Origin of the sequence: Pseudomonas anguilliseptica (genome assembly GCF_021375795.1) — a bacterium.
GTDB lineage: Bacteria > Pseudomonadota > Gammaproteobacteria > Pseudomonadales > Pseudomonadaceae > Aquipseudomonas > Aquipseudomonas anguilliseptica_A.
Genome location: NZ_JAEIOI010000003.1, coordinates 265,475 through 288,296, shown reverse-complemented (window position 1 = coordinate 288,296; position 22,822 = coordinate 265,475). Strand labels below are relative to the sequence as shown.

The following is a 22,822-nucleotide window of genomic DNA, read 5'->3' as shown; positions in this document are numbered from 1 at the left end:
CCGATGTATGAAGCCTTCTTTGGTCTGCACGAAAAACCCTTCGCGCTGACCCCGAACACCGGTTTTCTGGTGCAGCTGGCGCCCTATCAGGCATGCCTCAACCTGCTGCGCGTGGCACTCGGTGAGGGCGAAGGCTTTATCAAGGTCACCGGCGAAGTGGGCACCGGTAAAACCCTGCTCTGCCGCACGCTGCTCAATGAGCTGGATGATGTTCGGTATCAGCTGGCTTACCTGCCCAACCCAGGCATGAGCCCGGTGGGTTTGCGCCAGGCCTTGGCGCGTGAGCTGGGCATAGCAGGGGTCGAAGACCTGGATACCCAGGCCGTACTCGATGCCCTGCACCGGCGTTTGATCGAGCTGGCTGCTGCCGGCAAGAGCACGGTGTTGCTGATCGACGAAGCCCAGGCGCTGCCGACTGCCACCCTCGAGGCCCTGCGCCTGCTGACCAACCTGGAAACCGAGCAGGCCAAGCTGCTGCAAGTGGTGCTATTCGGCCAGCCCGAACTGGATGCAACCCTGGCCCGCCCGGAGTTTCGTCAGCTGCGACAGCGCATCACCTTTTCCTACCAGCTGCGCGCGCTGGACGAGAAAGACACCAGCCGCTACCTGAATGAACGCCTGGCGGTTGCCGGTTATCGCGGCGAGCCGCTGTTTGATACAGCCGCCGTGCGTCGTCTGGTGCAGGGTAGCGGGGGTATCCCACGGTTGTTGAACATTCTCGCGCACAAGGCACTGATGGTCGCCTTTGGCGAAGGTATGCGTCAGGTGCGTGTCAGCCATGTCAAACGTGCGCAACTGGATACCGAAGGGGCGCAACCGTTTCTGCGCCGTCGTTCACCCTGGCTGGGTTGGAGTGTGGCGGCCGGGGCTCTGTCCATCGTTCTGCTGGTGGGTGCCTGGCCCTGGCTGGAGTACTGGCGGGAGTGGCTGCCATGAGCCTGGTCAACGACATGCTGCGCGATCTGGAAACCCGCCGCGCTGCGCCCAATGAGCGCTTGCAGCTGGATGGTCTGTACGCCGTGGATGAAGCCGCCGCCGCACGGCGCGACCGCTATGAGCGCATTCGCCGTGGCTCCATCTGGCTGATGGCGGTGATTCTGATTGGCGTGCTGGTCGGCCTGATGATCGGTCGTGTGGTCAAGGGGGTGCCGGATCTGGCAACCGTCACCCGCCCCGTGGCACCTGCGCCGGTTGTGCAACTGCCGGTACAGGTGCTTGATGTTCTGCCGCAACATGATGCCCGTGGGCTGGTGTTGCAGCTGCTGCTGGATCGCAGCGTGACCTACCAGCGCAGCGAGGAAAGCGGTGCCGTCAGCCTGCGCCTGAAGGACAGCCAGCTGGTCGGTGAGCCGCAACAGAGCCGTGTGCAGCGTGAGGGGCGCAGCCTGTCCTGGCGCGTAGAGAACAAAGGTGCGGATGTGCAGATTCTGCTGGTCGGTCTGGGTGACAGCCTGGATGTCCGCGACCGCCTGGAGGCGGCCGGTGATCGCTGGATGCTCTGGGTGGAAGTGCCAATGAATACGGCGGTCGCGGTAGACGATGAGCCGCTGGTGCTGGATAACCTGCCGCCTGCCGAGGCTGCGCCAGCACAGGTCGAGGCACCTATGCCGGCCTGGGTCAACGCACCGTTGCCTGCCGCCGCACCACCTGCGGCCGCTCAGCCGGCGCCAGCGGCCAGCGCCCCGCAAGTGAAGATTGCCACGCATCAGCCCGACTCTCTGGCGCTGGCGCGGCAGGCCATGCAGGACGGTGACAACGCCCGGGCGATCAGCCTGCTGGAAAACCTGCAAAAGACCCGTGGGCGGGATCCGGAAGTGTTGCGCTGGCTGGCCCGTGCCTATCTGGCTGCTGGCGATCAGCAGCGCCTGCTCACCTGGCTGCCGGCGCAGCTGGCGCAACTGCCCGATGACAGCGAACTGCGTCTGCTGCTGGCACGCGCGCAGCTACAGGCGGGTGATAACGAGGGCGCGGTGGCGACCCTGGAACAGAACCCGCCACGCCTGGAGCAGGAACCCACGTATTTTGCCCTGCTGGCGGCCAGCTACCAGCAGACCGGGCAATGGCAGAACAGCGTCGAGTTGTACCGCCGCATGGTTGCCCTGCGCCCCAGCCAGTCAACCTGGCAACTGGGCCTGGCGATTGCTCTGGAGCAGCTTGACCAATCGGCCGAAGCAGGCCGCCATTACCGTCTGGCCCTACAGGGGCTGGGCCTGGACGACAGCGCCCGGCGCTTTGCCAGTGAACGCGCTAAGACGCTGGGAGGCCGTTGATGCCTGAAAGTGATATTCGTCAGCGCAAGGTGCGCTTGGGTGACCTGCTGATCCAGGCCGGTCTGCTCAGCGATGCACAGCTGCAACTGGCCCTGCAGGACCAGAAACGCACTGGCTCCAAGCTGGGGCGCACGGTGGTCGACATGGGCTTCGTCGATGAGGTGCGTCTGCTCACCGCCTTGTCCGAGCAGATGAAGATTCCGTTTATCGACCTCAAGCATTTCAAGTTCGATCAGGAACTGGTGCAGCGCCTGCCGGAGGCCATGGCCCGAAGGTTCCGCGCGCTGGTGCTGTCACGCGAAGGTGATGGCCTGCTGGTGGGCATGTCCGACCCGCTCGATCTGTTTGCCCTGGACGAGATGGACCGCATTCTCAAGGTTCGCGTGCGCCCGGCGGTGGTGCGCGAGGCGGAGCTGCTGGCAACGCTGGATACGGTGTACCGCCGCACCAGTGAAATCGCCTCTATTGCCGGCGAGCTGGAAGGCGAGCTCAAGGACAGCGACTTCGACCTGTCCAAACTCGGTGCCGATAGCAACACCGAAGCCCCGGTGGTGCGCCTGCTGCAAACCTTGTTTGAAGACGCTGTGCAGATGAAAGCCTCGGACATCCACATCGAGCCCGACGAAGGCGTGGTGCGCATTCGTCAGCGTATCGACGGTGTGCTCAGCGAACAGGTGATGAAAGAGGCGCGCGTGGCCTCGGCCCTGGTGATGCGCCTGAAGATCATGTCCGGGCTGGATATTTCCGAGAAGCGCCTGCCCCAGGACGGCCGGTTCAATATCCGCGTCAAGGGCCACAACATCGATGTGCGGGTTTCGACCATGCCGGTGCAGTACGGCGAGTCGGTGGTCATGCGTCTGCTCGACCAGACAGGCGGCGTTTCCACCCTGGAAGCCAGCGGCATGCCGCCGGACATGCTGGTGCGCTTTCGCCGCCTGCTGCAACGTCCGTTCGGCCTGGTGCTGGTCACCGGGCCTACCGGCTCCGGTAAGACCACCACGCTGTATGCCGGGCTGGCCGAGCTGAACAGCCCGGAGAAGAAGATCATCACCGTGGAAGACCCGGTGGAATACCGCCTGCCGCGCATCAACCAGGTGCAGGTCAACGCCAAGATCGACCTGAGCTTTGCCCGCGTGTTGCGCGCCGCGTTGCGTCAGGACCCGGACATCGTGCTGATCGGTGAGATGCGTGACCAGGAAACCGCCGAGATCGGCCTGCGCGCTGCACTCACCGGTCACCTGGTGCTGTCGACCCTGCACACCAACGATGCGCTGACCTCGGCCATGCGCCTGATCGACATGGGCGCCGAGCCGTTTCTCGTCGCCACTTCGCTGAATGCCGTGCTGGCTCAGCGTCTGGTTCGGCGGGTGTGCGAGAACTGCATGCAGGAGCACACCCCGGATGCCCGCCAGTTGGTCTGGCTGGAAAGCCTCTACAAGGCCCCGCTGCTCGGGCGCAGCTTCAAGCGCGGAGCGGGCTGTCACCAGTGTCACAACACCGGGTATGCCGGCCGGGTGGGCGTTTACGAACTGCTGGAAATGGACGACGGCATGATCGCCGCGCTGCGCCGCAACGATCCCCAGGGCTTTGCCGAGGCCGCGCAGGCCAGCGCCAATTACCGCCCACTGGCCGCTTGCGCACTGGATTACGCCCTGGCCGGGGTGACCAGTGTGGAAGAGGTGCTGAAAGTCTGTGCCACCCTCACCGATGAAGGGGTGGTCTGATGCCTAGGGCTAGCGCTTGGTACCGGGAGGTCGTGCGGTGAGCCAGTTTCACTTCACCGGCCGCGACGCCCAGGGCAGCAAGGTCAGCGGCAGCCGCGAAGCCGGCTCGGCGGACAGCCTGGCCAGCGAACTGCTGGCTGAACGCATTACCCCGCTGACCATCGAGGAGCAAGCCCAGGCCAGCGACAACGACGTATTCGCCCAGCTCAAGGAAAGCCTGCGGCGCAAACATGTCGACCTTGAAGAGCTGATTATCTTCTGCCGGCAGATGTACAGCCTGAGCAAGGCCGGCGTGCCGATCATTCGTGCGATTGGCGGCCTGGCCGAATCCAGCCGCAACCTCTACCTGCGCGAAGTGTTGCAGGCGGTGCGCAGTGATCTGGAAGGCGGGCAGGGCATGGCCGTGGCGCTCAACGCCCACCCCAAAGTATTCAACACCCTGTTTGTCAGCATGATCAGCGTCGGGGAAAACACCGGCCAGCTTGATCAGGCCTTCCGCCAGTTATCGGTGTATCTGGAGCTGGAGCGCGAAACCCGCAAACGCATCAAACAGGCCACCCGTTACCCGCTGTTCGTGCTGTCTGCCATGGCGGTGGCGCTGGTGGTGATCAACCTGTTCGTGATCCCGGCGTTTGCCAAGGTGTTTGCCCAGTTCAAGGCGGATTTGCCCTGGGCCACGCAAATCCTGATCGGCACCTCGCAGTTCTTCCAGGATTTCTGGTGGCTGTTGGCGCTGTTGTTCGGTGGCAGCCTGTTTGGCTTTTTCAAATGGATCGAGACCGATGCCGGTGCCTTGAAATGGGACCAGATCAAACTGCGCCTGCCGATTGTCGGTGGGATTTTCGAGCGGATCGCTTTGGCGCGCTTCACCCGGACCTTCGCGATGATGTACCGCGCCGGCGTGCCGCTGTTGCAGACCCTGTCGATCAACAGCGCCAGCGTGGGCAATCGCTATATCGGCCAGGCGATTCTGGCCATGCGTGAAGGCATTGAACGGGGCGAGGCGTTGACCCGTACCGCCTCTGCCAGCGGCCTGTTTACCCCGTTGGTGTTGCAAATGATGGCCGTTGGTGAAGAGACCGGCGCACTGGACGACCTGTTTGTCGAGGTAGCGGATTTCTACGAGCAGGAAGTGGATTACGACCTCAAGCAGCTGGCCGATGCCATCGAGCCTATTCTGATTGTGGCGATGGGCATCATGGTGCTGGTGTTGGCGTTGGGTGTGTTCCTGCCGATGTGGGAGCTGGCTTCGGCGGCCAAGGGTGGCCGTTGAGCGGTGAATACCAGCTGCAAGGGCGCGTGCGCCTGGCGCGTCGGCTCGGCTGGATGCTGACCGGCCTGATGCTGCTGGCGGTGCTGTTGGCCCTGACCTGGCAGATCGTCCAGGTCAGTGAGCGCCGTGCGCAGCAGGCCACCCGTGAGCACCTGGCCAGCAGCCTGGCGAGCCTCACGGCCGAGCAGCTGGCGCAGGACCGTTTGCTGACGCGCGGCATGCTGGTCGGTAATCCGTTCCTGTTGCTGCGCTGGCAACAGGACAACTACTGCGGCGAGCTGGCGCGTGGTGACACGCCCACCCGTGGCTGCTGGTACTGGTTGGCTGAGCCCGGTTGGGTGCTGTACCGCTGGCGCTTCAGTGACGGATGGGCAAAAGACTCGACCGAGCTGCAGGCCTACCGGGTGCAGGCGGTTTCTCAGGCTACAGCGACAGGTGCACACTGGCAGGGCAGAGGTCTGGCCCTTGAACTTCAGGCAGTACCCCAGGCGCAGATTGCCGCGCAGGGGTTGATTGAGTAGGAGAGCGCCATGCAACACAACCGGGGTTTCACCCTGATCGAACTGGTGGTGGTCATCGTCATCCTCGGCGTGCTCGCTGCGGTGGCCTTGCCGCGCTTTATCAACGTCACCAAGGATGCCCACGAAGCCGCCGTACGCGGTGCCGGTGGGGCGCTGGCCTCGGCCGTGCTGCTGGTGCGCGCGCAGTGGGAGGTCAATCGCGGCAATGGCAACGACACCACGCCAAACACCGATGTGGTCGGCTTTGGTGACGGCACGGTGGATGTGAACGCCCAGGGCTGGCCGGTCGGCACCGCCGACGTCCTCAACTGCGTGCAGGTGTGGAATGCCATCCTGCAGGGCTCGGCGCCACGCGTGGGCACCGCCTCGACCCCCGCCAACCCGGTGGATTACATCGCCTCAGCCGCCGGCGCGATCTGCACCTACACCTACCAGCTGGATGACCTCAACGACAGCATCGTCTATGACTCCAGCAACGGCACCGTGACCACCAACTTTGATCGCACCACCCCTTAACCCCCTTTACTGCAATGAGGAAGTACCGATGAAGAAGCAACAAAGCGGTTTTACCCTGATCGAGCTGATTATGGTGATTGTAATTCTGGGCATTCTGGCGGCGTTTGCATTGCCGCGGTTTGCGGATTTTGGTGCCGACGCACGGCGTGCAACCATCCAGGGTGTTGAGGGCTCCATGAAATCGGCCAGTGCAATCACGCGTTCGGCATTTCTGGCGGCTGGTACGAGCCCAGCGACTGTTACTCTGGAGGGTGCCGCTGTTGCAATTACCAACGGTTATGCCAGTCCTGCAGGTATCGTAGTGGCGGCAAATATCACAGGTACCAGTGCTACTGATAACACCAATACGGGCGATTTTGTTGTTACGACCGCAGCCACCACAACCACTGTACAGGCGAAAGGTGCAACTACTGCGACTGCATGTCAGGTGGTTTATACCGCAGCCACTGCGACGGTGGCTCCGACTATTGTCCGTACTACCACTGGCTGCTAACCCCTGTGCGTGGCTTTACCCTAGTCGAGTTGCTGATGGTCATTGTGCTGATCGGCATTCTCGCCGCCGTGGTAGGGCCGCGTTTCTTTGATCGGCAGGTGTTCGATGAACGCCTGTTTTTTGAAGAAAGCCTGGCGGCAGTGCGTTACGGGCAGAAGCTGGCGGTGGCCAGTGGCTGCCCAATTCGCACTCAGATCAATAACGCGGGCTATGCGCTGACCTATTCGCAGGCCTGTGGTCCGTTGGCCGCCGGTAGTGCAGTGGCCAACCCGTCGGGTGGTAACTATGCCGCCAGCAAGCCGGAGAGCGTGACGATGACGACTGCTCTGGATATCACTTTCAATTCCCTGGGTGGCGCTGCTGGTGCGGCTAACACTGCAAATCTGGGCAACGGTGCCTTTGTTTTGAGCGTCAACCCGGTTACCGGTTTTATCGGGACCACACCGTGAACGGGCGAGAGTCTGTGCGGGGTGGCCGCTGGTCTCGGCAGCGCGGGATGACGCTGGTTGAGCTGGTGATCACCATTGTGGTGATCGGCATTGCCGCCGCCGCGATGTTTTCAGCCATGGTCAGTATTACCGGGCGCTCGGCCGACCCAATGCTGCGTCAGCAAAGCCTGGCCTTGGCCGAGGCCTATCTGGAAGCCATCAGTGCTCGTGCTTATGCCGACTTACCGGCCGCTGCACAGGCCGCGCAAGCGGCACAGGACATCAACGGTAATGCGATTTTGCCGGGTTATCAGGTGGCTGTCGGCGTCGATACCACGGTGACGCTGAATGGAACACCGGCAACCCGCATACGCGTTACGGTCAGTGATCCGAGCGGGCAAACCCTAAGCCTCGACGGCTTCAGGACTAACTACTGATGCGCCGGCCCGCTTGCACTCGGTCAGCGGCCCGTACGCCTGTGTCGGTGGCTTATACCGGCCATGGCTTTACCCTGGTCGAGCTGGTGATGGTGATCGCCCTCTCGGGGTTGGTGGCGGTGATGATTGGCACGGTGATGTCGCGGCCGATGCAGGGCTTTGTCGACCAGAGCCGCCGCGCCGAACTGGTCGATCTGGCCGCCACGGCGGTCAATCGCATGGCCCGCGACGTGCGCCTGGCAGTGCCCAACTCGGTGCGTATCAATGGCGGGGCGCTGGAGTTGTTGCGGGCACCGTCGGGGGGGCGTTATCGCGCCAATCTGGCGGGCGGTGTGCTTCAGGATCCGCCGGTGTGCGTCGCTTCGCCTTGCGCCATTCCTTTTGCCGGGCCGCTGCAACTGAATGAACTGGCCTTGCCGGCCAATCTGTGGATGGTGATCTACAACGTTGGTAGCGCCGGGGCTGGCAATAACGTCTGGACGCCGGCGGCAGGCGCCCCCTCGGTGATCAGTCCACGAGTCAGCATCAGCGTGCAGGGCTCTGATTTGCGCCTGACGGGGGCGGCGATTAATGGCTTTCGCTTCCGTTATGCATCACCGCAGCATCGTTTCTTCCTTGCCGATCAGGTGGTGGGCTATCGCTGCGCCAATGGCCGGTTATGGCGTGGCGAATTCGACTCGCTGGCGGCCAACTATGACTACAGCGCTGCGGCGACCGTGGTCGATCAGGTGGATTGTGCCAACAGCAGTTTTACCTACACGCCGGGCACCAATATTCGCAGCGGTCTGGTGACGATTCGGCTGACGCTGAGTGCCAACGGCGAATCCATCAGCCTCTTGCAGCAGGTTCATGTCGACAATGCGCCCTGAACGAAATGAGGCCGGCTTTGGCCTGGTAGCGGCAATGTTTCTGATCATCATCGTGGCGTTGGTGATCGCCGCGATGGCGCGCCTGGCGGTGACCCAGAATGCCACCACCAGCCTGGCCATCCAGCAGGCGCGGGCCTACCAGGCGGCGCGCGCGGGGATTGAGTACGGCATTGTCCGGGTGCTGGCTGGCCAGGGCTGTACGAATTTCGCGCTCGGTGGTTTTCAGGTTGCGGTGACCTGCACACCATCGGCAGCGGTCAATATTCCCGAAGAAAACCGCCTGGCTGTGCAGTTCTTCAGTATTACGGCCCGAGCCGAGGCTGGTCAGCCGGGCAACCCGGACTATGCCTATCGGCAGATAACCTCGGTGGTGGAGCGACCATGAATATGTTCCTGCGTTGCCTGGTTGTCGGGCTGCTGCTGTTGAGTGGCAATGCACTGGCAGTCAATTACACCCTGCCGAGCGCGACATTTGCGCCTTGCCAGGGCGGAGCGGGCAACTGGAATCAGGCAACCAACACCTGCAGTGGCCAGATCAGCTTTGCCAGCGGCGATACCCTGACCAGCAGCAGTGCGCTGACCCTGAGCGCCGATGGTGGTTTCGCCCTGCGTGGCAACACCATCGGTACGGCCAGCAACCCGATTACCCTGCAGGCTTCCTACAACCAGATCACCACTATCGCGCCGCATAGCGCGACCACCATCAACGGCAATGTCCGAAACGGCAGCGCGGCCATCACCCTGACCAACGTCACCATCAACGGCTTTATTGAAACGGCCAGCGGCAGCGTCACGCTGACAAACTCCAGCGTCTCGGGCAACGTCACGGGCACCGGTAATGGCAGTCTGAGCAATACCAATGTTGGCGGTAATGTGAGCTTTACCAACGGTTTGAGCGTCACGGGTGGCACCTTGTCCAGCTCGGCGAGTACCAATGGCAATGCATCCTTTACCAACACCACTGTGATCGGCGCCGCCACCGCGACCAACGGCATTACCGCCAGCAACAGCAATTTCAGTGGCACCATCACGGCCACCAACGGTGTCTCGTCCTTCTCGGGCGGCACCATCAATGCAAATATCAACGGCAACTGCTGCAAGATCACCATCAGCGGTGCCTATGTCACCGGCAATATCAGCTCCAGCAATGAGCTGGAGATCAACAACAGCACGATCACGGGCACTGTCAGCAACAGCAACACCATTACCCTCAACAACAGCACGGTGTACGGCAATGTCACGGGCGGCGGCTGGAACAGCTCCATCAGTGGCACCGGTAGCAGTAAGGTCTATGGCACCTGTTCGCCCAGCGTGACCACCCCGAGTAACTTGTGCGATGGCAGCCCGATCTCCAGCTGTTTTACCGACAGCTTCGACCGCGCCAGCCTGGGCACCGACAACTGGGCGGTGACCAGCCGTAACGGCAGTTTTGGTGTGCCCAGAACAGTGGGTAACCGCATGCGCCTGACGGATAACACCGGCAATGTGGCCACGGGGGCCACCCTACAGCGTCTGTTACCGGCCACTGGCAACTTTGTTCAGGTGCAGTTCAAGTACTACGCCTATAACGGCAACGGTGCCGATGGCGTGGCGGTGATTTTTTCCGATGCCTCGATCACGCCGCAGCCGGGCGGTTATGGCGGTTCACTCGGCTATGCGCAGTTGAACGGTACCAGCGGTTTTGCCGGTGGCTGGTTGGGGATTGCCCTGGATGAATACGGCAACTTCTCCAATCCGACGGAAACACGTATTGGCGGCCCCGGTTTACGCCAGGACTCGGTGTCCATTCGTGGCTCCGGCAGCGGCACCTCGAACTACCGGTACCTGGCGGGCACGGCAGCCAATCTCAATCCGGGTGTTGATGTCTCTGGCGCCACGCCCGGGCCAGGGCATATCTACCGGATCACGCTGGACAGCCGCACGACGGGCAGCACACTGGTGTCGGTCGAGCGCAATACTGGCTCCGGTTTCAGCACCCTGATCGCACCCTTTAATGCTATGGCGAACGCTAACCAGGCGGCTTTGCCCAGCGACTTCTTCGTGTCATTGACCGGCTCCACTGGCGGTTCGAACAATATCCACGAACTCGATGACTTTCAGGTCTGCGCAACGCGGATCAACCCGATTGGCCAGCAGATCGATCATTTTCGATTTACCTATTCCGGCCAGGCCCTGACCTGTAAGCCTCAGGATGTAACGGTGCAAGCTTGCCTGAATGCCAGTTGCAGCAGTCTGTATACCGACCCGGTGAGCGTAACCTTGACGCCTACCACGGGTTGGAGCGCGGTGGCTCCTGCCACCTTGAACGGTGGCAATGTGCTCAATTTCAGTGGCGGCACTGCGGCAGCTCGGCTGCAGCGGACGACAGTGGGTAACCTCAGTATTGGTGTCAGTAATTCATCACCGGCTACCAAACCACTGAGTGTGCCGGTGTGCTCGACGGCCAATTGCACAATCAGTTATGCAGACAGCGGTTTTCTGTTGGATGTACCCAATATGCTGGCGGCCAAGCCCACTGATGCCAGCATTACGGCGGTACGCAAGGCTGATAATGCCGCGTTGTGTGTACCGGCTTTTGCCAATGTCACACGCACCATTGGCTTTACTGCGGCCTATGTTGACCCCAACAGCGGTACCCAGCCGGTAGTGGTCAATGGCAGCAGTATCTCGGCGGCAGTAACCAACCTGTCGCTGAGTTTCGACGGCAATGGTCGGGCACCATTAACCGTACGCTACAACGATGCGGGGCAGAGAAGCCTGAGTGCCAGCTATTCAGGTAGCGCGGGCACAGGTGACAGTGGCTTGCAGATGAATGGGACGGATTTGTTTGTCAGCAAGCCCTATGGCCTTTGTTTGCAGACGGCCAGCACCCTGGCCGCCAATACCAACTGCAATGACGCCAGTTGTGCGGTGTTCCCCGGCGGTATCCGTGCTGGCGACAATTTCCCGCTGACCATTCGCGCGGTGGGCTGGGAAGCTGATGGCGAGGCGCTGACGGCAGCGCAGCTATGCAGTGGGAATATCACCACCCCCAACTTTCGCCTCAATGGCATCACTCTGGGGAGTTCGGTGGTGGCTCCGAGCGGGGGTGAAAATGGTGTGTTAACACCAAATACCTACAACCATGTGTTGGGTAATTCGACCATTGCAAACCGCTCGGTTTCCGAGGTCGGTGTCTTTACCATCACGGCCACGCCTCCGGCAGGCGGCTACCTGGATGCGGAAACAGTCAGCGGCGGTAGCAGCGCGTTGGTCGGACGTTTTATTCCCGCCTACCTGAGTGCGTCAGGCAATGCCAGCCTGACGACCAGTTGTGGCAGTGCCTTTACTTATCAGGGACAACCGATGGGGTTTGCCGCCAATCGTCAGCCGACACTGACCCTTGCCGCCAGAAACCGTGGCGGTGATGTCACCAGAAACTATGACCGTGGTGCTTTCTGGAAATTGCCTGCTCCATCTGTGGGTACCTATAGCTCTGTTACCGGGAGCCTTGCCAGAGATGCACGCCTGGCCCGCCAGGGGGCGGATCTGCTAAGCGTGTCAGGAGCGAATGACGGTGATGGGGCGCGTACTTATAGCTGGCTGGGCGAGCAGTTGCTCTATCAGCCCGCGACTGCGCCCAGCAGCGACGACTACCCGTTCGCGGCGCAAATACGCCAGACCTTTGCCGCCGCTAGCCTGCGTGAAGTGGATCAGCTTCAGGAGGTCTGCTACGGAACGGGAGCTGGTTGCCAGAGTTTCAGCTACGACTTTACGGTGGAAGCAGCCAATAACCTTGGCAGCCAAATACGTCTCGGTCGTCTGCGTATAGGCAATGCCCATGGCCCGGAGCTGCAAGGTCTGGGTCTGCCTCTGGTGCTGGAGAGTTGGCAGGATGTTGCGGGCGGCAGCTTCCAGCCCGAAGGCCTGGATAATTGCACCACTGCCGCTAGCCTGGGAGCGGCGCAACTGGATCAGTTCAGCGGCAATCTCGCGGCGGGTGAGACCACGGCCAGCCTGAGTTGGCCACTCGACCCAGATGAGCGGCAGGTGCTCCTGAGTGCCCCTGGAGCCGGCAATGATGGTTCGGCGCAAGTCAGCTTCCCTGCCGCACCCAGCTGGTTGCACTACCCCTGGGACGGTGCCAACCGTACGGCTGCTCGCGGCCTCGCCACCTTCGGCATCTACAAAGGTGCTGCGCCGCTGATCTTCCGGCGCGAGGTCTATCGCTAGCCGGGACGGAAAGCAAAAAGGCCACCTGTTTAGGTGGCCTTTTTGTCTGCGGTGTAAAAGAGGGGAATCCCCGGCCTGCCTGTACCAAGGTCCCCAAAACTGGGATTACTTGAGTCTATGCAGGCTGTGTGCCAGTTTTATTACGTTGGCTGCAGGCCCGGTAAACGCTGGATTACAGGGTGTTTTAACGGTGGCGACGGGTACGTTGCCAATCCTCTGGATGAACCGCCGCTGTGCATTGGTGCGAGAGCGGTGCATTGCTCTGGAGCATTTTCGGTGGGTTTGCATGGGCCAAAGAAAACCGCTGCTACGAACGAATGCCCGTTCGTTAAGCGATGTGCTGCCCATGGAATGCTGAGATTTGTAGGCGCGGGCCATGCCCGCGCATCGCACGCATGGCGTGCTCCTACAGGTGAGCGGTGGGTGATGCGTGCCGCAGGTCAAGTCCGCGTAACCGACGTTGCGGTTACGCGGTCCGCCATAAGGCTTTAACAGGCCTTAGTCGTCGCCATCCTCGTCATCGGCGCTGTCGACGTTCATGCCCAGTTCCTTGATCTTGCGGGTCAAGGTATTGCGGCCCCAGCCCAGCAGCACGGCGGCATCGCGGCGGCGGCCGGCGGTGTGCTTGAGCGCGGTTTCGATCATGATTCGCTCGAAGGCCGGTACGGCGGTATCCAGCAGGCTGGACTGGCCACGGCCCAAGGCCTGGTCTGCCCATTGGCGCAGCGCCTGTTCCCAGTTGCTCACCGGTGCACTTTCCTGCGGCTGGCTGAGCAGCTCCGGCGGCAGGTCGTCGATGTGCACTTCACGGCCGGAGGCCATGACGGTGATCCAGCGGCAGGTGTTTTCCAGCTGGCGCACGTTGCCCGGCCACGGCAGTTGTTGCAGGTAGTCTTCGGTTTCGCTTTTCAGCAGCTTGGGTTCGACCGCCAATTCCAGCGCAGCGCGGCTGAGGAAGTGCCGGGCCAGGGTGGGGATATCTTCGCGGCGATCCGACAGGCGCGGGATGTGGATGCGGATCACGTTGAGGCGGTGGAACAGGTCTTCACGGAACTTGCCGGCTTGCACCAGGCTTTCCAGATTCTGGTGGGTGGCGGCGATGATGCGTACATCGACCTTCACCGGGGTATGCCCGCCGACCCGATAGAACTCGCCATCCGCCAGTACGCGCAGCAGGCGAGTCTGGGTATCGGCCGGCATATCGCCGATTTCATCGAGAAACAGGGTGCCGCCGTCGGCCTGCTCGAAACGTCCACGACGCTGGTTGGCCGCGCCGGTAAAGGCGCCTTTTTCATGGCCGAACAGCTCGGACTCCATCAGGTCTTTTGGAATCGCCGCCATGTTCAGCGCGATAAACGGCGAGGCCGCACGCGGGCTGTGGCGGTGCAGGGCATGGGCGACCAGTTCTTTACCGGTACCGGATTCGCCGTTGATCAGCACGGTGATGTTGGAGTGCGACAGACGGCCGATGGCGCGAAACACCTCCTGCATCGCCGGCGCTTCGCCGATGATTTCCGGGGTGCGCGGCTGCTCGACGGGGGCGGCCAGGCTCTGCTGTTCCTGGGCGTGCTGGTTGGCGCGCTTGACCAGCGAAACGGCTTCGTCAACATCGAACGGCTTGGGCAGGTATTCGAAGGCGCCGCCCTGGTAGGAGGCCACCGCGCTGTCCAGGTCGGAATGCGCGGTCATGATGATCACAGGCAGGCGCGGGTACAGCTCGCGGATGCGTGCCAGCAGGTCGAGGCCGCTGGCGCCGGGCATGCGAATATCGGAGATGATGACATCGGGTTGCTGACGGCTCAGACGGGCGAGTACGCCATCGGCGCTGTCGAAGCTCTGGGTGGTCATGCCTTCCTGTTGCAGAGCCTTTTCCAGCACCCAGCGGATGGAGCGGTCGTCATCGACAATCCAGACGGTTTCACTGCGGCTCATGACGGCGTTACTCCTTGTTCCAGCGGCAGGAAGATCGAGAACACGGTGTGGCCAGGGTGGCTCTCGCACTCGATCAGGCCTTGATGCTGACTGATGATGTTCTGGGTAATGGCCAGGCCCAGGCCGGTGCCGTCGGCACGCCCGCTGACCATGGGATAGAAGATGGTTTCCTGCAGCTCGGGCGGAATGCCGGGGCCGTTGTCGATGATCTCGATCTTGGTCACCAGGCGATGGCGGCAATGGCCAATGGTGAACTGGCGCAGGGTGCGGGTGCGCAGGGTGATGCGGCCCAGGCGTAGATCGCTCTGCGCAGCCAGCGCCTGCATGGCGTTGCGCACGATATTCAGCACGGCCTGGATCATCTGTTCACGGTCGATCAGCACGTCCGGAATGCTCGGGTCGTAATCGCGCACCAAAATGATGCTGCCCTGGCTTTCCGCTTCCACCAGGCTGCCGACTCGCTCCAGCACTTCGTGCACGTTGGTCAGCGCCAGGGAGGGCAGCTTGTTCGAGCCGAGCATACGGTCGACCAAGTTACGCAGGCGGTCGGCCTCCTCGATGATCACGTTGGTGTAATCCTTGAGGCTTTCTTCGGGCAGCTCGCGAGCCAGCAGTTGCGCCGCGCCACGGATGCCACCCAATGGATTCTTGATCTCGTGAGCCAGGCCGCGCACCAGCATCTTGGTGGTTTCCTGCTTGGACAGCTGCGCCTCTTCCTTGGTGATGCGCAGCAGACGGTCGCGCGGGTGCACTTCCAGCAGCAGCAGGGTCTCGCCACGGTTAAGCACCGGGGTGACGGCGTAGTCGACAGTCAGGGTCTGGCCGCTGATTGAGGTCAGTACGGCTTCACGCTTGTTGAACGGATGAGCGTGTTCGACGGCTTGGCGCAGCGCGCTGAGCGCTTCGCTGGATTCGGTAAACAGCTCGCTGATGAATTGCCCGTGACTGCGTTGACCACTGACGGCCAGGAGCATCTCCGCTGCCGGGTTCATGTACTCAAGACGCAGGTCGTCGTTGAGCAGCAGCGTGGCAGTGGTCAGGTTGTCCAGCAGCAGGCGGTGCAGCGCGTCATTGATGATCATATGGAATGTCGCAGGCCCTTGGGTTCCGGCAATGCCGCTGGAAAATGCAAGAAGCAAACCAAAGCCCCGAAAAGAAGCGTGTCTAGCCGTGGAATGCTGCGAGTAGGCTGCTTTTCAGCGCAGTAGAGCGCCTTGCTGCGACCCAAAACAGGGAGAGTATAGAAATGCGTGGCGCCTATCGCACCTTATTGGTGCATTGATGGTTTTGCCTCCGTCCGGATGCATGGGCTGAGGCAGCGATAGGCGCTAGAGAAAGGCTACATCCCAATGTGTAGGGTGCGCTGTGCGCACCGCGATACACGGAATGGGCGGGGTGTGTTCCGGCAGGCGAGCAACACGGCGCACCCTACGAGCCGGGGAACCTCACGCTCGGTGTTGAGAGCAACAGATGCTGCACGCTATTGGACAGGCCTAGAGAAAAGGCACGAAGGGAATGTCTTTCTTTTCCGGTGGCTTGTCCTTGAGTGGACACTCCGGGCGTACGCCGTAGTCGGCCTTCTTGCAGGGGGTGACCATGCGCTTCTGCGCCAGGGAAATGCGCAGCATGTGGAATGGCTGGCTGGGCGTGCGTTCGATGATGCGGCCTTGTTGGTCGATGATTTCCACCGCCAGTTGATGGGTGCCGCGGTCGATATTTTCCAGCGGGAACACCGGGCTGCTACCCACTTCGCCGACCTGTGCGCCGTCCAGCAGCAGGCGGTAGCTGTGCTGTGGGTAGAGGTTGGGCTCGCTGTTGACGCTGACGATCAGGTTGCCGGCGCTGTCGCGGATGGTGGCATCCGGTTGCGGCACCAGGATACGCAGCAAGCTGTAGCGCAGCCCCGGCTCTGGTGGTGCAACCATGACCGGTGCCGCCGATACCGGCTGAGGCGACATGGCGTTGCTCGGTGCCAGCTCAACGCGTTCGGCATTGCCGGACTTGGGCTTGTCGGTAAACACCCGGTTACCGTCGGCATCAATGTAGGTATAGACCTGTGCCAGGCTGGGCAGAGTGAGCAGCATCAGGCTGCAGAACAGCAGAGTTCGCATAGGTCAGGTGGCTGGCTTCGGCTTGGGTTTGGGTGGCGGTGGTGGCGGTCGCAGTGCCGGGCTGCTGGTATTCACCCGCTGTACGGTGAAAGTCACCGTGGGGCTCTGCTGGATGGGCTTGCCTGCACTCAGCACTTCCACTGCCAGGCTGTGTTCGCCGCGGTCGGCGTTGCTTACCTGCAGGCGTGGCGCGTTGCTGAGCTGGCCATGGGGTTTGCCGTCCAGCAGTAAACGCAGCAGGTGGTTGCTGGCCAGGCGCGGTTCAATTGCCACGTCGACAGTGAAGGTGCCGTTATTGGCGCGCAGTGCTTCATCGCTGGGCAAGCCGGTGAGTTGCAGGTTGCTGTAGGGGGCTGCTGCCGTGCCGCTGTCGGCCGGTGTGCTGGGCGCTGGGGCGGCGGGTACGGCCAGGGTCACGCTATTGGTTTTGGGCAGTTCGACGTTCTGCGTCGCCTGGCCTTCCGGCGGCTGGTCGGTGAATACCGTATTGCCGTTGGCGTCGGTGTATTTGTAGATCTGCGCGCTGGCCGGCAATGCCAGGCCCAGCAGCAGGCAGATAAGTAGAGGGCGCATGCCTGACTCTCCTTAATAATGTGCCCTAAGCCTTGCACCGGTCGCGCGCGCTGGCAAGCGCCGAGCAGCGACATTGTGATACGGGAGGTGAAAGCGTGAATATTCCGCAGGGTGCGCGCAGCAAAACCTGCGGGTGCAGGCCGATAGTGCGCAGCTATAAAAAAGCCCCGCCAGGCAGGGCCGGGCAGGGCTTTCGAACGCGCCGCAAGGCGGCGCGAGTCTGGCTTAGACGCTGTAGTACAGGTCGTATTCCAGCGGGTGTACGAAGGTGCGTACTTTGATTTCTTCTTCGGATTTCAGCTCGATGTAGGCATCGATGAAGTCGTCGGAGAACACGCCGCCTTTGGTCAGGAACGCACGGCCTTTGTCCAGCTCTTCCAGGGCTTCTTTCAGGCTGCCGCACACTTGCGGGATCAGCTTGCCTTCTTCTGGCGGCAGGTCGTACAGGTTCTTGTCGGCAGCATCGCCAGGGTGGATCTTGTTCTGGATACCGTCGATACCGGCCATCAGCAGCGCAGCGAAGGCCAGGTACGGGTTGGCAGCCGGATCCGGGAAGCGCGCTTCGATACGGCGAGCTTTCGGGCTGGAAACGTATGGGATACGGATCGAAGCCGAACGGTTACGCGCCGAGTAAGCCAGCATGACCGGAGCTTCGAAACCTGGGACCAGACGCTTGTAGGAGTTGGTCGACGGGTTGGTGAAGCCGTTCAGGGCCTTACCGTGCTTGATGATGCCGCCGATGAAGTACAGAGCGGTATCGGACAGGCCGGCATAGCCTTCGCCGGAGAAGGTGTTCTTGCCATCTTTGGAGATGGACATGTGTACGTGCATACCCGAACCGTTGTCGCCGTACAGCGGCTTCGGCATGAAGGTAGCGGTTTTGCCGTAGGCATCGGCCACGTTGTGTACGCAGTACTTCAGGGTCTGAACTTCGTCAGCCTTGGCAACCAGGGTGTTGAACTTCACACCGATTTCGTTCTGGCCGGCAGTCGCCACTTCGTGGTGGTGAACTTCGATGACCAGGCCCATTTCTTCCATGGCATTACACATGGCAGTACGGATTTCGTGGTCGTGGTCGCACGGCGGAACTGGGAAGTAACCACCTTTGACGGCTGGGCGGTGGCCCTTGTTGCCGCCTTCGACGTCCTGGTCAGTCATCCAGGAGCCTTGCTCGGAGTAGATCTTGAACATCGAGCCGGAGATGTCCGACTTGAACTTGACCTGGTCGAAGATGAAGAACTCCGGCTCCGGGCCAACGAATACGGTGTCGCCGATGCCGGTGGTTTTCAGGAATTCTTCAGCGCGCTTGGCGATCGAGCGCGGGTCACGATCGTAGCCCTGCATGGTGCTTGGCTCGATGATGTCGCAGACGATGATCAGGGTCGGCTCTTCGGTGAACGGATCCAGTACGGCGGTTTCGTCAACCGGCAGCAGGATCATGTCGGAGGCTTCGATGCCTTTCCAGCCATGGATGGAGGAGCCATCGAACATCTTGCCATGCTCGAAGAAGTCTTCGTCCAGCGCGTCGCGTGCCGGCATGGTCACGTGGTGCTGTTTGCCCTTGGTGTCGGTGAAGCGCAGGTCAACCCACTTCACGTCGTGTTCTTTAATCAGTTGAATCGACTTCGACATGCTGTCCTCCAGGTGGATAAGGCTCGAATCGTGAGCCCTCAATAGTACGGTACGGCCGCCGGCATACTCCGCCAGGGCATCCTGCCTCACAAGGGAGCAAATTGCATGCCAGTGCACAGGAATGGGTGTAAGCCCTGAAACTCAAGGCTGGCGGGGGCTGCGCAGCGCTGCTCAGGAAATATTTGCACTGTTATAGGGCGTGCAATTTGTGATGCGCTCTTTAATGGTGCGTGCTTTTGTGTTGTGAGGATTTTTGATCAAAGCTTGAGCAATTTCCGCTATAATCCGCGCCCCTGTTTTTTGGCCGCCTCGGCACGCAGCGTTTTCATGAAACTGATCGTTAAAGTCTTCCCGGAAATCACCATTAAAAGTCGGCCGGTGCGTAAGCACTTTATCCGGCAGCTGGCGAAGAATATTCGTTCGGTTTTGCGTGAGTTCGATCCACAGCTGCAGGTCAGCGGTGTGTGGGACAACCTGGAAGTCGAAACCCAGATCAGTGAGCCAAAAACCCTGCAGGCGATGATTGAGCGCCTGAGCTGCACGCCAGGCATCACCCACTTCCTGCAAGTCGATGAATACCCGCTGGGTGATTTCGACGATGTGCTGGAAAAGTGCAAGCTGCACTTCGCCGATCAGCTGCCGGGCAAGATCTTCGCCGTGCGCTGTAAGCGTGCCGGCAAGCACGCCTTCAGCTCCATGGATGTCGAGCGCTATGTTGGCAGTCAGCTGCGTCAGCAGTGCGGCGCGACCGGCATCTCGCTGAAAGATCCCGACGTTATTGTGCGTATGGAAATCCGCGACCAGCGCCTGTTCGTCATTCATCACCAGCATGAAGGCCTGGGTGGATACCCGCTGGGCTCGCTGGAGCAGACCCTGGTGCTGATGAGCGGCGGCTTTGACTCCACAGTGGCGGCCTATCAGATGATGCGCCGCGGTCTGGTGACCCACTTCTGCTTCTTTAACCTTGGCGGTCGTGCCCACGAACTGGGCGTGATGGAAGTGGCGCACTATTTGTGGGAGAGGTTCGGCAGTTCGCAGCGCGTGCTGTTTATCAGCGTGCCGTTCGAGGAAGTGCTCGGCGAGATTCTCGGCAAGGTCGACAACAGCCAGATGGGCGTGATCCTCAAGCGCATGATGCTGCGCGCCGCCACTCGCATGGCCGAGCAGTTGCAGCTCAATGCCCTGGTCACGGGCGAGGCGATTTCCCAGGTGTCCAGCCAGACCCTGCCCAACCTCTCGGTGATCGATTCGGCCACCGACATGCTGGTGCTGCGTCCGCTGATTGCCAGCCATAAACAAGACATCATCGACACCGCCACGCAGATCGGCACCGCCGAGTTCGCCAAGCACATGCCCGAATACTGCGGCGTGATTTCGGTGAACCCGACCACGCGCGCCAAGAAAGACCGCATCGAACACGAAGAGCGGCAGTTCGACATGGCCATCCTCGAGCGCGCACTGCAACGCGCCACCTTGCTGCCGATCGACAAGGTGATCGACGAGCTGGGCAAGGACGTCAAGGTCGAGGAAGTCAGCGAAGCCCTGGCCGGGCACGTGATCATCGACATCCGCCACCCGGATAGCGCCGAAGAGCAGCCGCTGGAGCTGCCCGGTATCGAAGTACAAGCGTTGCCGTTCTATGCCCTGAACAGCCGCTTCAAGGAGCTGGATGCCGCGCGCCAATACCTGCTGTATTGCGACAAAGGCATCATGAGCCGTTTGCATGCCCACCACCTGCTCAGCGAGGGGCATGCCAATGTGCGCGTTTATCGTCCGACATAAAACGCCCGGGTTGAATGGCGGCAGTATTCGCCATCGCCCTCCCGACCAACGGGCCAGCTGACACCGCGTTTCTTAATACTCGCCGCCTAGACTAAGCGGCAAACCGAATCCTCTGATCGAGATACACACGTGATCGAAAATCTACGCAACATCGCCATCATTGCCCACGTTGACCATGGTAAGACCACCCTGGTAGACGCCCTTCTTCGTCAGTCCGGTACCTTGGACCGCAGCGAGCTCAACGACGAGCGCGTGATGGACAGCAACGACCAGGAAAAAGAGCGCGGCATTACCATTCTGGCGAAAAACACCGCCATCAAATGGAGCGGTTACAACATCAACATCGTCGACACCCCCGGTCACGCCGACTTCGGCGGCGAGGTTGAGCGTGTAATGTCGATGGTTGACTCGGTGCTGCTGGTGGTTGACGCCCAGGATGGCCCGATGCCGCAAACCCGCTTCGTGACCAAGAAGGCCTTCGAAGCCGGCCTGCGTCCGATCGTGGTAATCAACAAGATCGACCGTCCAGGCGCGCGTCCGGACTGGGTTATGGACCAGATCTTCGACCTGTTCGACAACCTCGGCGCCACTGAAGAGCAGCTGGACTTCCAGGTGGTCTACGCCTCGGCCCTGAACGGTATTGCCGGTCTGGACCACACTGACATGGCCGAAGACATGACCCCGCTGTACCAGGCCATCGTCGACCACGTACCGGCTCCAGCCGTTGACGTTGACGGCCCGTTCCAGATGCAAATCTCGGCACTGGACTACAACAGCTTCCTCGGCATTATCGGTGTGGGTCGTATCGCCCGTGGTCGCGTTAAGCCGAATACCCCGGTTACTGCCATCGATGTCGACGGCAAGAAGCGTAACGGCCGTATCCTCAAGCTGATGGGCCACCACGGTCTGCGTCGTGTGGACGTCGAAGAAGCCACCGCTGGTGACATCGTCTGCGTCAGCGGTATGGACGAGCTGTTCATCTCCGACACCCTGTGTGACCAGAACCACGTTGAAGCGATGAAGCCGCTGACCGTTGACGAGCCGACCGTTTCCATGACCTTCCAGGTCAACGACTCGCCGTTCTGCGGCAAGGAAGGCAAGTTCGTCACCAGCCGCAACATCAAAGAGCGTCTGGACAAAGAGCTGCTGTACAACGTGGCCCTGCGCGTTGAAGAAGGCGACAGCGCCGACAAGTTCAAGGTCTCCGGCCGTGGTGAGCTGCACCTCTCGGTACTGATCGAAACCATGCGTCGTGAAGGCTTCGAAATGGGCGTCGGCCGTCCGGAAGTGATCATCCGTGAGGTCAATGGCGTCAAGCAGGAACCGTACGAGAACGTCACCATCGACATCCCGGAAGAATCCCAGGGCAAGGTCATGGAAGAAATGGGTCTGCGTAAAGGCGACCTGAGCAACATGGTGCCGGACGGCAAAGGTCGCGTACGCCTGGAATACAACATCCCGGCCCGTGGTCTGATCGGCTTCCGTAACGCCTTCCTGACCCTGACCAACGGTGCAGGCATCCTGACCTCGATCTTCGACCGTTACGACGTGATGAAGTCGGGCCACATGTCCGGCCGCCAGAACGGCGTACTGGTATCGATCGATACCGGCAAGGCCCTGACCTATTCCCTGGAAACCCTGCAGGCGCGCGGCAAGCTGTTCGTTGAGCACGGCCAGGAAATCTACAACGGTCAGATCATCGGCCTGAACAGCCGCGACAACGACCTGGGCGTCAACCCAACCAAGGGCAAGAAGCTCGACAACATGCGTGCTTCCGGTAAAGACGAAACCATCGCCCTGGTGCCGCCAGTGCGCTTCACCCTGGAGCAGGCCCTGGAGTTCATCCAGGACGACGAACTGTGTGAAGTAACGCCGAAGTCGATCCGTCTGCGTAAGAAGATCCTCGACGAAGGCGAGCGCACCCGCGCAGCCAAAAAAGCCAACAAGGCCTGATGCGTAGCAACTAGCCCCGGCTGTAAATGGAAAGCCCCGCCAGAGCGATCTGGCGGGGCTTTTTGTTGGCGGATGGTCTACTGGATCAGGGCTGTA

The 22,822-nt window shown here is 61.1% G+C and carries 19 protein-coding genes; 14 read left to right on the top strand and 5 right to left on the bottom strand.

What is annotated here, in order from left to right; translation table 11 throughout:
* Positions 1 to 3: 3 nt before the first annotated feature.
* Genes IOD17_RS12790 through IOD17_RS12735 form a run of 12 tightly spaced genes read left to right on the top strand, consistent with a single transcriptional unit; the run spans position 4 to position 12,743 of the window.
* Entirely contained in the window at positions 4 to 936 is a 933-nt protein-coding gene (locus IOD17_RS12790; RefSeq protein WP_233685453.1) for an ExeA family protein, read from the top strand.
* Positions 933 to 2,270 carry a tetratricopeptide repeat protein gene (locus IOD17_RS12785; RefSeq protein WP_233685452.1) on the top strand — a complete coding sequence of 446 codons (1,338 nt, stop codon included), beginning with the start codon at positions 933 to 935 and terminating at the stop codon, positions 2,268 to 2,270. Before IOD17_RS12790 ends, IOD17_RS12785 begins: the two co-directional genes overlap by 4 nt.
* Complete coding sequence (locus IOD17_RS12780; RefSeq protein ID WP_233685451.1) at positions 2,270 to 3,994, top strand: GspE/PulE family protein; 1,725 nt, start codon at positions 2,270 to 2,272, stop codon at positions 3,992 to 3,994. Before IOD17_RS12785 ends, IOD17_RS12780 begins: the two co-directional genes overlap by 1 nt.
* Before the next feature lie 37 nt (positions 3,995 to 4,031).
* Complete coding sequence (locus IOD17_RS12775; protein ID WP_233685450.1) at positions 4,032 to 5,267, top strand: type II secretion system F family protein; 1,236 nt, start codon at positions 4,032 to 4,034, stop codon at positions 5,265 to 5,267.
* Entirely contained in the window at positions 5,264 to 5,788 is a 525-nt protein-coding gene (locus IOD17_RS12770) for a hypothetical protein (protein ID WP_233685449.1), read from the top strand. The genes IOD17_RS12775 and IOD17_RS12770 overlap by 4 nt, the downstream gene beginning before the upstream one ends.
* A 9-nt stretch (positions 5,789 to 5,797) precedes the next feature.
* Entirely contained in the window at positions 5,798 to 6,304 is a 507-nt protein-coding gene (locus IOD17_RS19395) for a prepilin-type N-terminal cleavage/methylation domain-containing protein (RefSeq protein WP_325175667.1), read from the top strand.
* 28 nt (positions 6,305 to 6,332) lie between these two features.
* A complete protein-coding gene (locus IOD17_RS12760) occupies positions 6,333 to 6,797 on the top strand; it encodes a type II secretion system protein (RefSeq protein ID WP_233685448.1) in 465 nt (154 codons plus the stop codon).
* Entirely contained in the window at positions 6,725 to 7,246 is a 522-nt protein-coding gene (locus IOD17_RS12755) for a prepilin-type N-terminal cleavage/methylation domain-containing protein (RefSeq protein ID WP_233685447.1), read from the top strand. The genes IOD17_RS12760 and IOD17_RS12755 overlap by 73 nt, the downstream gene beginning before the upstream one ends.
* Positions 7,247 to 7,293: 47 nt before the next feature.
* Complete coding sequence (locus IOD17_RS12750; RefSeq protein ID WP_233685446.1) at positions 7,294 to 7,662, top strand: type II secretion system protein; 369 nt, start codon at positions 7,294 to 7,296, stop codon at positions 7,660 to 7,662.
* Between the two features lie 41 nt (positions 7,663 to 7,703).
* Positions 7,704 to 8,531 carry a PulJ/GspJ family protein gene (locus tag IOD17_RS12745; protein ID WP_233685445.1) on the top strand — a complete coding sequence of 276 codons (828 nt, stop codon included), beginning with the start codon at positions 7,704 to 7,706 and terminating at the stop codon, positions 8,529 to 8,531.
* A complete protein-coding gene (locus IOD17_RS12740) occupies positions 8,521 to 8,916 on the top strand; it encodes a hypothetical protein (protein ID WP_233685444.1) in 396 nt (131 codons plus the stop codon). Before IOD17_RS12745 ends, IOD17_RS12740 begins: the two co-directional genes overlap by 11 nt.
* Entirely contained in the window at positions 8,913 to 12,743 is a 3,831-nt protein-coding gene (locus IOD17_RS12735; RefSeq protein ID WP_233685443.1) for a DUF6701 domain-containing protein, read from the top strand. The genes IOD17_RS12740 and IOD17_RS12735 overlap by 4 nt, the downstream gene beginning before the upstream one ends.
* Before the next feature lie 498 nt (positions 12,744 to 13,241).
* On the opposite strand, the gene ntrC is transcribed toward IOD17_RS12735, so the two are convergent.
* From ntrC to glnA, 5 genes are all read right to left on the bottom strand, one after another.
* On the bottom strand, positions 13,242 to 14,675 hold the full coding sequence (gene ntrC, locus IOD17_RS12730) for a nitrogen regulation protein NR(I) (protein ID WP_233685442.1): 1,434 nt from the start codon (positions 14,673 to 14,675) through the stop codon (positions 13,242 to 13,244).
* Positions 14,672 to 15,757, bottom strand: coding sequence for a nitrogen regulation protein NR(II) (gene glnL, locus IOD17_RS12725; RefSeq protein WP_267925814.1), 1,086 nt, complete (start codon positions 15,755 to 15,757; stop codon positions 14,672 to 14,674). The genes ntrC and glnL overlap by 4 nt, the downstream gene beginning before the upstream one ends.
* 411 nt (positions 15,758 to 16,168) lie before the next feature.
* Entirely contained in the window at positions 16,169 to 16,786 is a 618-nt protein-coding gene (locus IOD17_RS12720) for a DUF4124 domain-containing protein (protein WP_233685441.1), read from the bottom strand.
* 3 nt (positions 16,787 to 16,789) lie between these two features.
* Entirely contained in the window at positions 16,790 to 17,359 is a 570-nt protein-coding gene (locus tag IOD17_RS12715) for a DUF4124 domain-containing protein (protein ID WP_233685440.1), read from the bottom strand.
* Positions 17,360 to 17,584: 225 nt separating this feature from the next.
* Complete coding sequence (gene glnA, locus IOD17_RS12710; protein WP_233685439.1) at positions 17,585 to 18,991, bottom strand: glutamate--ammonia ligase; 1,407 nt, start codon at positions 18,989 to 18,991, stop codon at positions 17,585 to 17,587.
* A 327-nt stretch (positions 18,992 to 19,318) separates the two neighbouring features.
* On the opposite strand from glnA, the gene thiI reads away from it, so the two are divergent.
* Both thiI and typA read left to right on the top strand, forming a co-directional pair.
* Positions 19,319 to 20,773 (top strand): tRNA uracil 4-sulfurtransferase ThiI, encoded by a 1,455-nt coding sequence (gene thiI / locus IOD17_RS12705; protein WP_233685438.1) that lies wholly within the window; start codon positions 19,319 to 19,321, stop codon positions 20,771 to 20,773.
* A 129-nt stretch (positions 20,774 to 20,902) separates the two neighbouring features.
* The gene (typA, locus tag IOD17_RS12700) at positions 20,903 to 22,726 is read left to right on the top strand and encodes a translational GTPase TypA (RefSeq protein WP_233685437.1); all 1,824 of its coding nucleotides are present in this window, start codon (positions 20,903 to 20,905) and stop codon (positions 22,724 to 22,726) included.
* Positions 22,727 to 22,822: the final 96 nt, after the last annotated feature.

Bases quoted from the DNA above. Each gene is read 5' to 3' on its own strand.
- IOD17_RS12790 (WP_233685453.1), top strand. From the start codon at position 4: ATGTATGAAGCCTTCTTTGGTCTGCACGAAAAACCCTTCGCGCTGACC.
- IOD17_RS12785 (WP_233685452.1), top strand. From the start codon at position 933: ATGAGCCTGGTCAACGACATGCTGCGCGATCTGGAAACCCGCCGCGCT.
- IOD17_RS12780 (WP_233685451.1), top strand. From the start codon at position 2,270: ATGCCTGAAAGTGATATTCGTCAGCGCAAGGTGCGCTTGGGTGACCTG.
- IOD17_RS19395 (WP_325175667.1), top strand. From the start codon at position 5,798: ATGCAACACAACCGGGGTTTCACCCTGATCGAACTGGTGGTGGTCATC.
- IOD17_RS12760 (WP_233685448.1), top strand. From the start codon at position 6,333: ATGAAGAAGCAACAAAGCGGTTTTACCCTGATCGAGCTGATTATGGTG.
- IOD17_RS12755 (WP_233685447.1), top strand. From the start codon at position 6,725: ATGTCAGGTGGTTTATACCGCAGCCACTGCGACGGTGGCTCCGACTAT.
- IOD17_RS12750 (WP_233685446.1), top strand. From the start codon at position 7,294: ATGACGCTGGTTGAGCTGGTGATCACCATTGTGGTGATCGGCATTGCC.
- IOD17_RS12740 (WP_233685444.1), top strand. From the start codon at position 8,521: ATGCGCCCTGAACGAAATGAGGCCGGCTTTGGCCTGGTAGCGGCAATG.
- IOD17_RS12735 (WP_233685443.1), top strand. From the start codon at position 8,913: ATGAATATGTTCCTGCGTTGCCTGGTTGTCGGGCTGCTGCTGTTGAGT.
- ntrC (WP_233685442.1), bottom strand. From the start codon at position 14,675: ATGAGCCGCAGTGAAACCGTCTGGATTGTCGATGACGACCGCTCCATC.
- glnL (WP_267925814.1), bottom strand. From the start codon at position 15,757: ATGATCATCAATGACGCGCTGCACCGCCTGCTGCTGGACAACCTGACC.
- IOD17_RS12720 (WP_233685441.1), bottom strand. From the start codon at position 16,786: ATGCGAACTCTGCTGTTCTGCAGCCTGATGCTGCTCACTCTGCCCAGC.
- IOD17_RS12715 (WP_233685440.1), bottom strand. From the start codon at position 17,359: ATGCGCCCTCTACTTATCTGCCTGCTGCTGGGCCTGGCATTGCCGGCC.
- glnA (WP_233685439.1), bottom strand. From the start codon at position 18,991: ATGTCGAAGTCGATTCAACTGATTAAAGAACACGACGTGAAGTGGGTT.
- thiI (WP_233685438.1), top strand. From the start codon at position 19,319: ATGAAACTGATCGTTAAAGTCTTCCCGGAAATCACCATTAAAAGTCGG.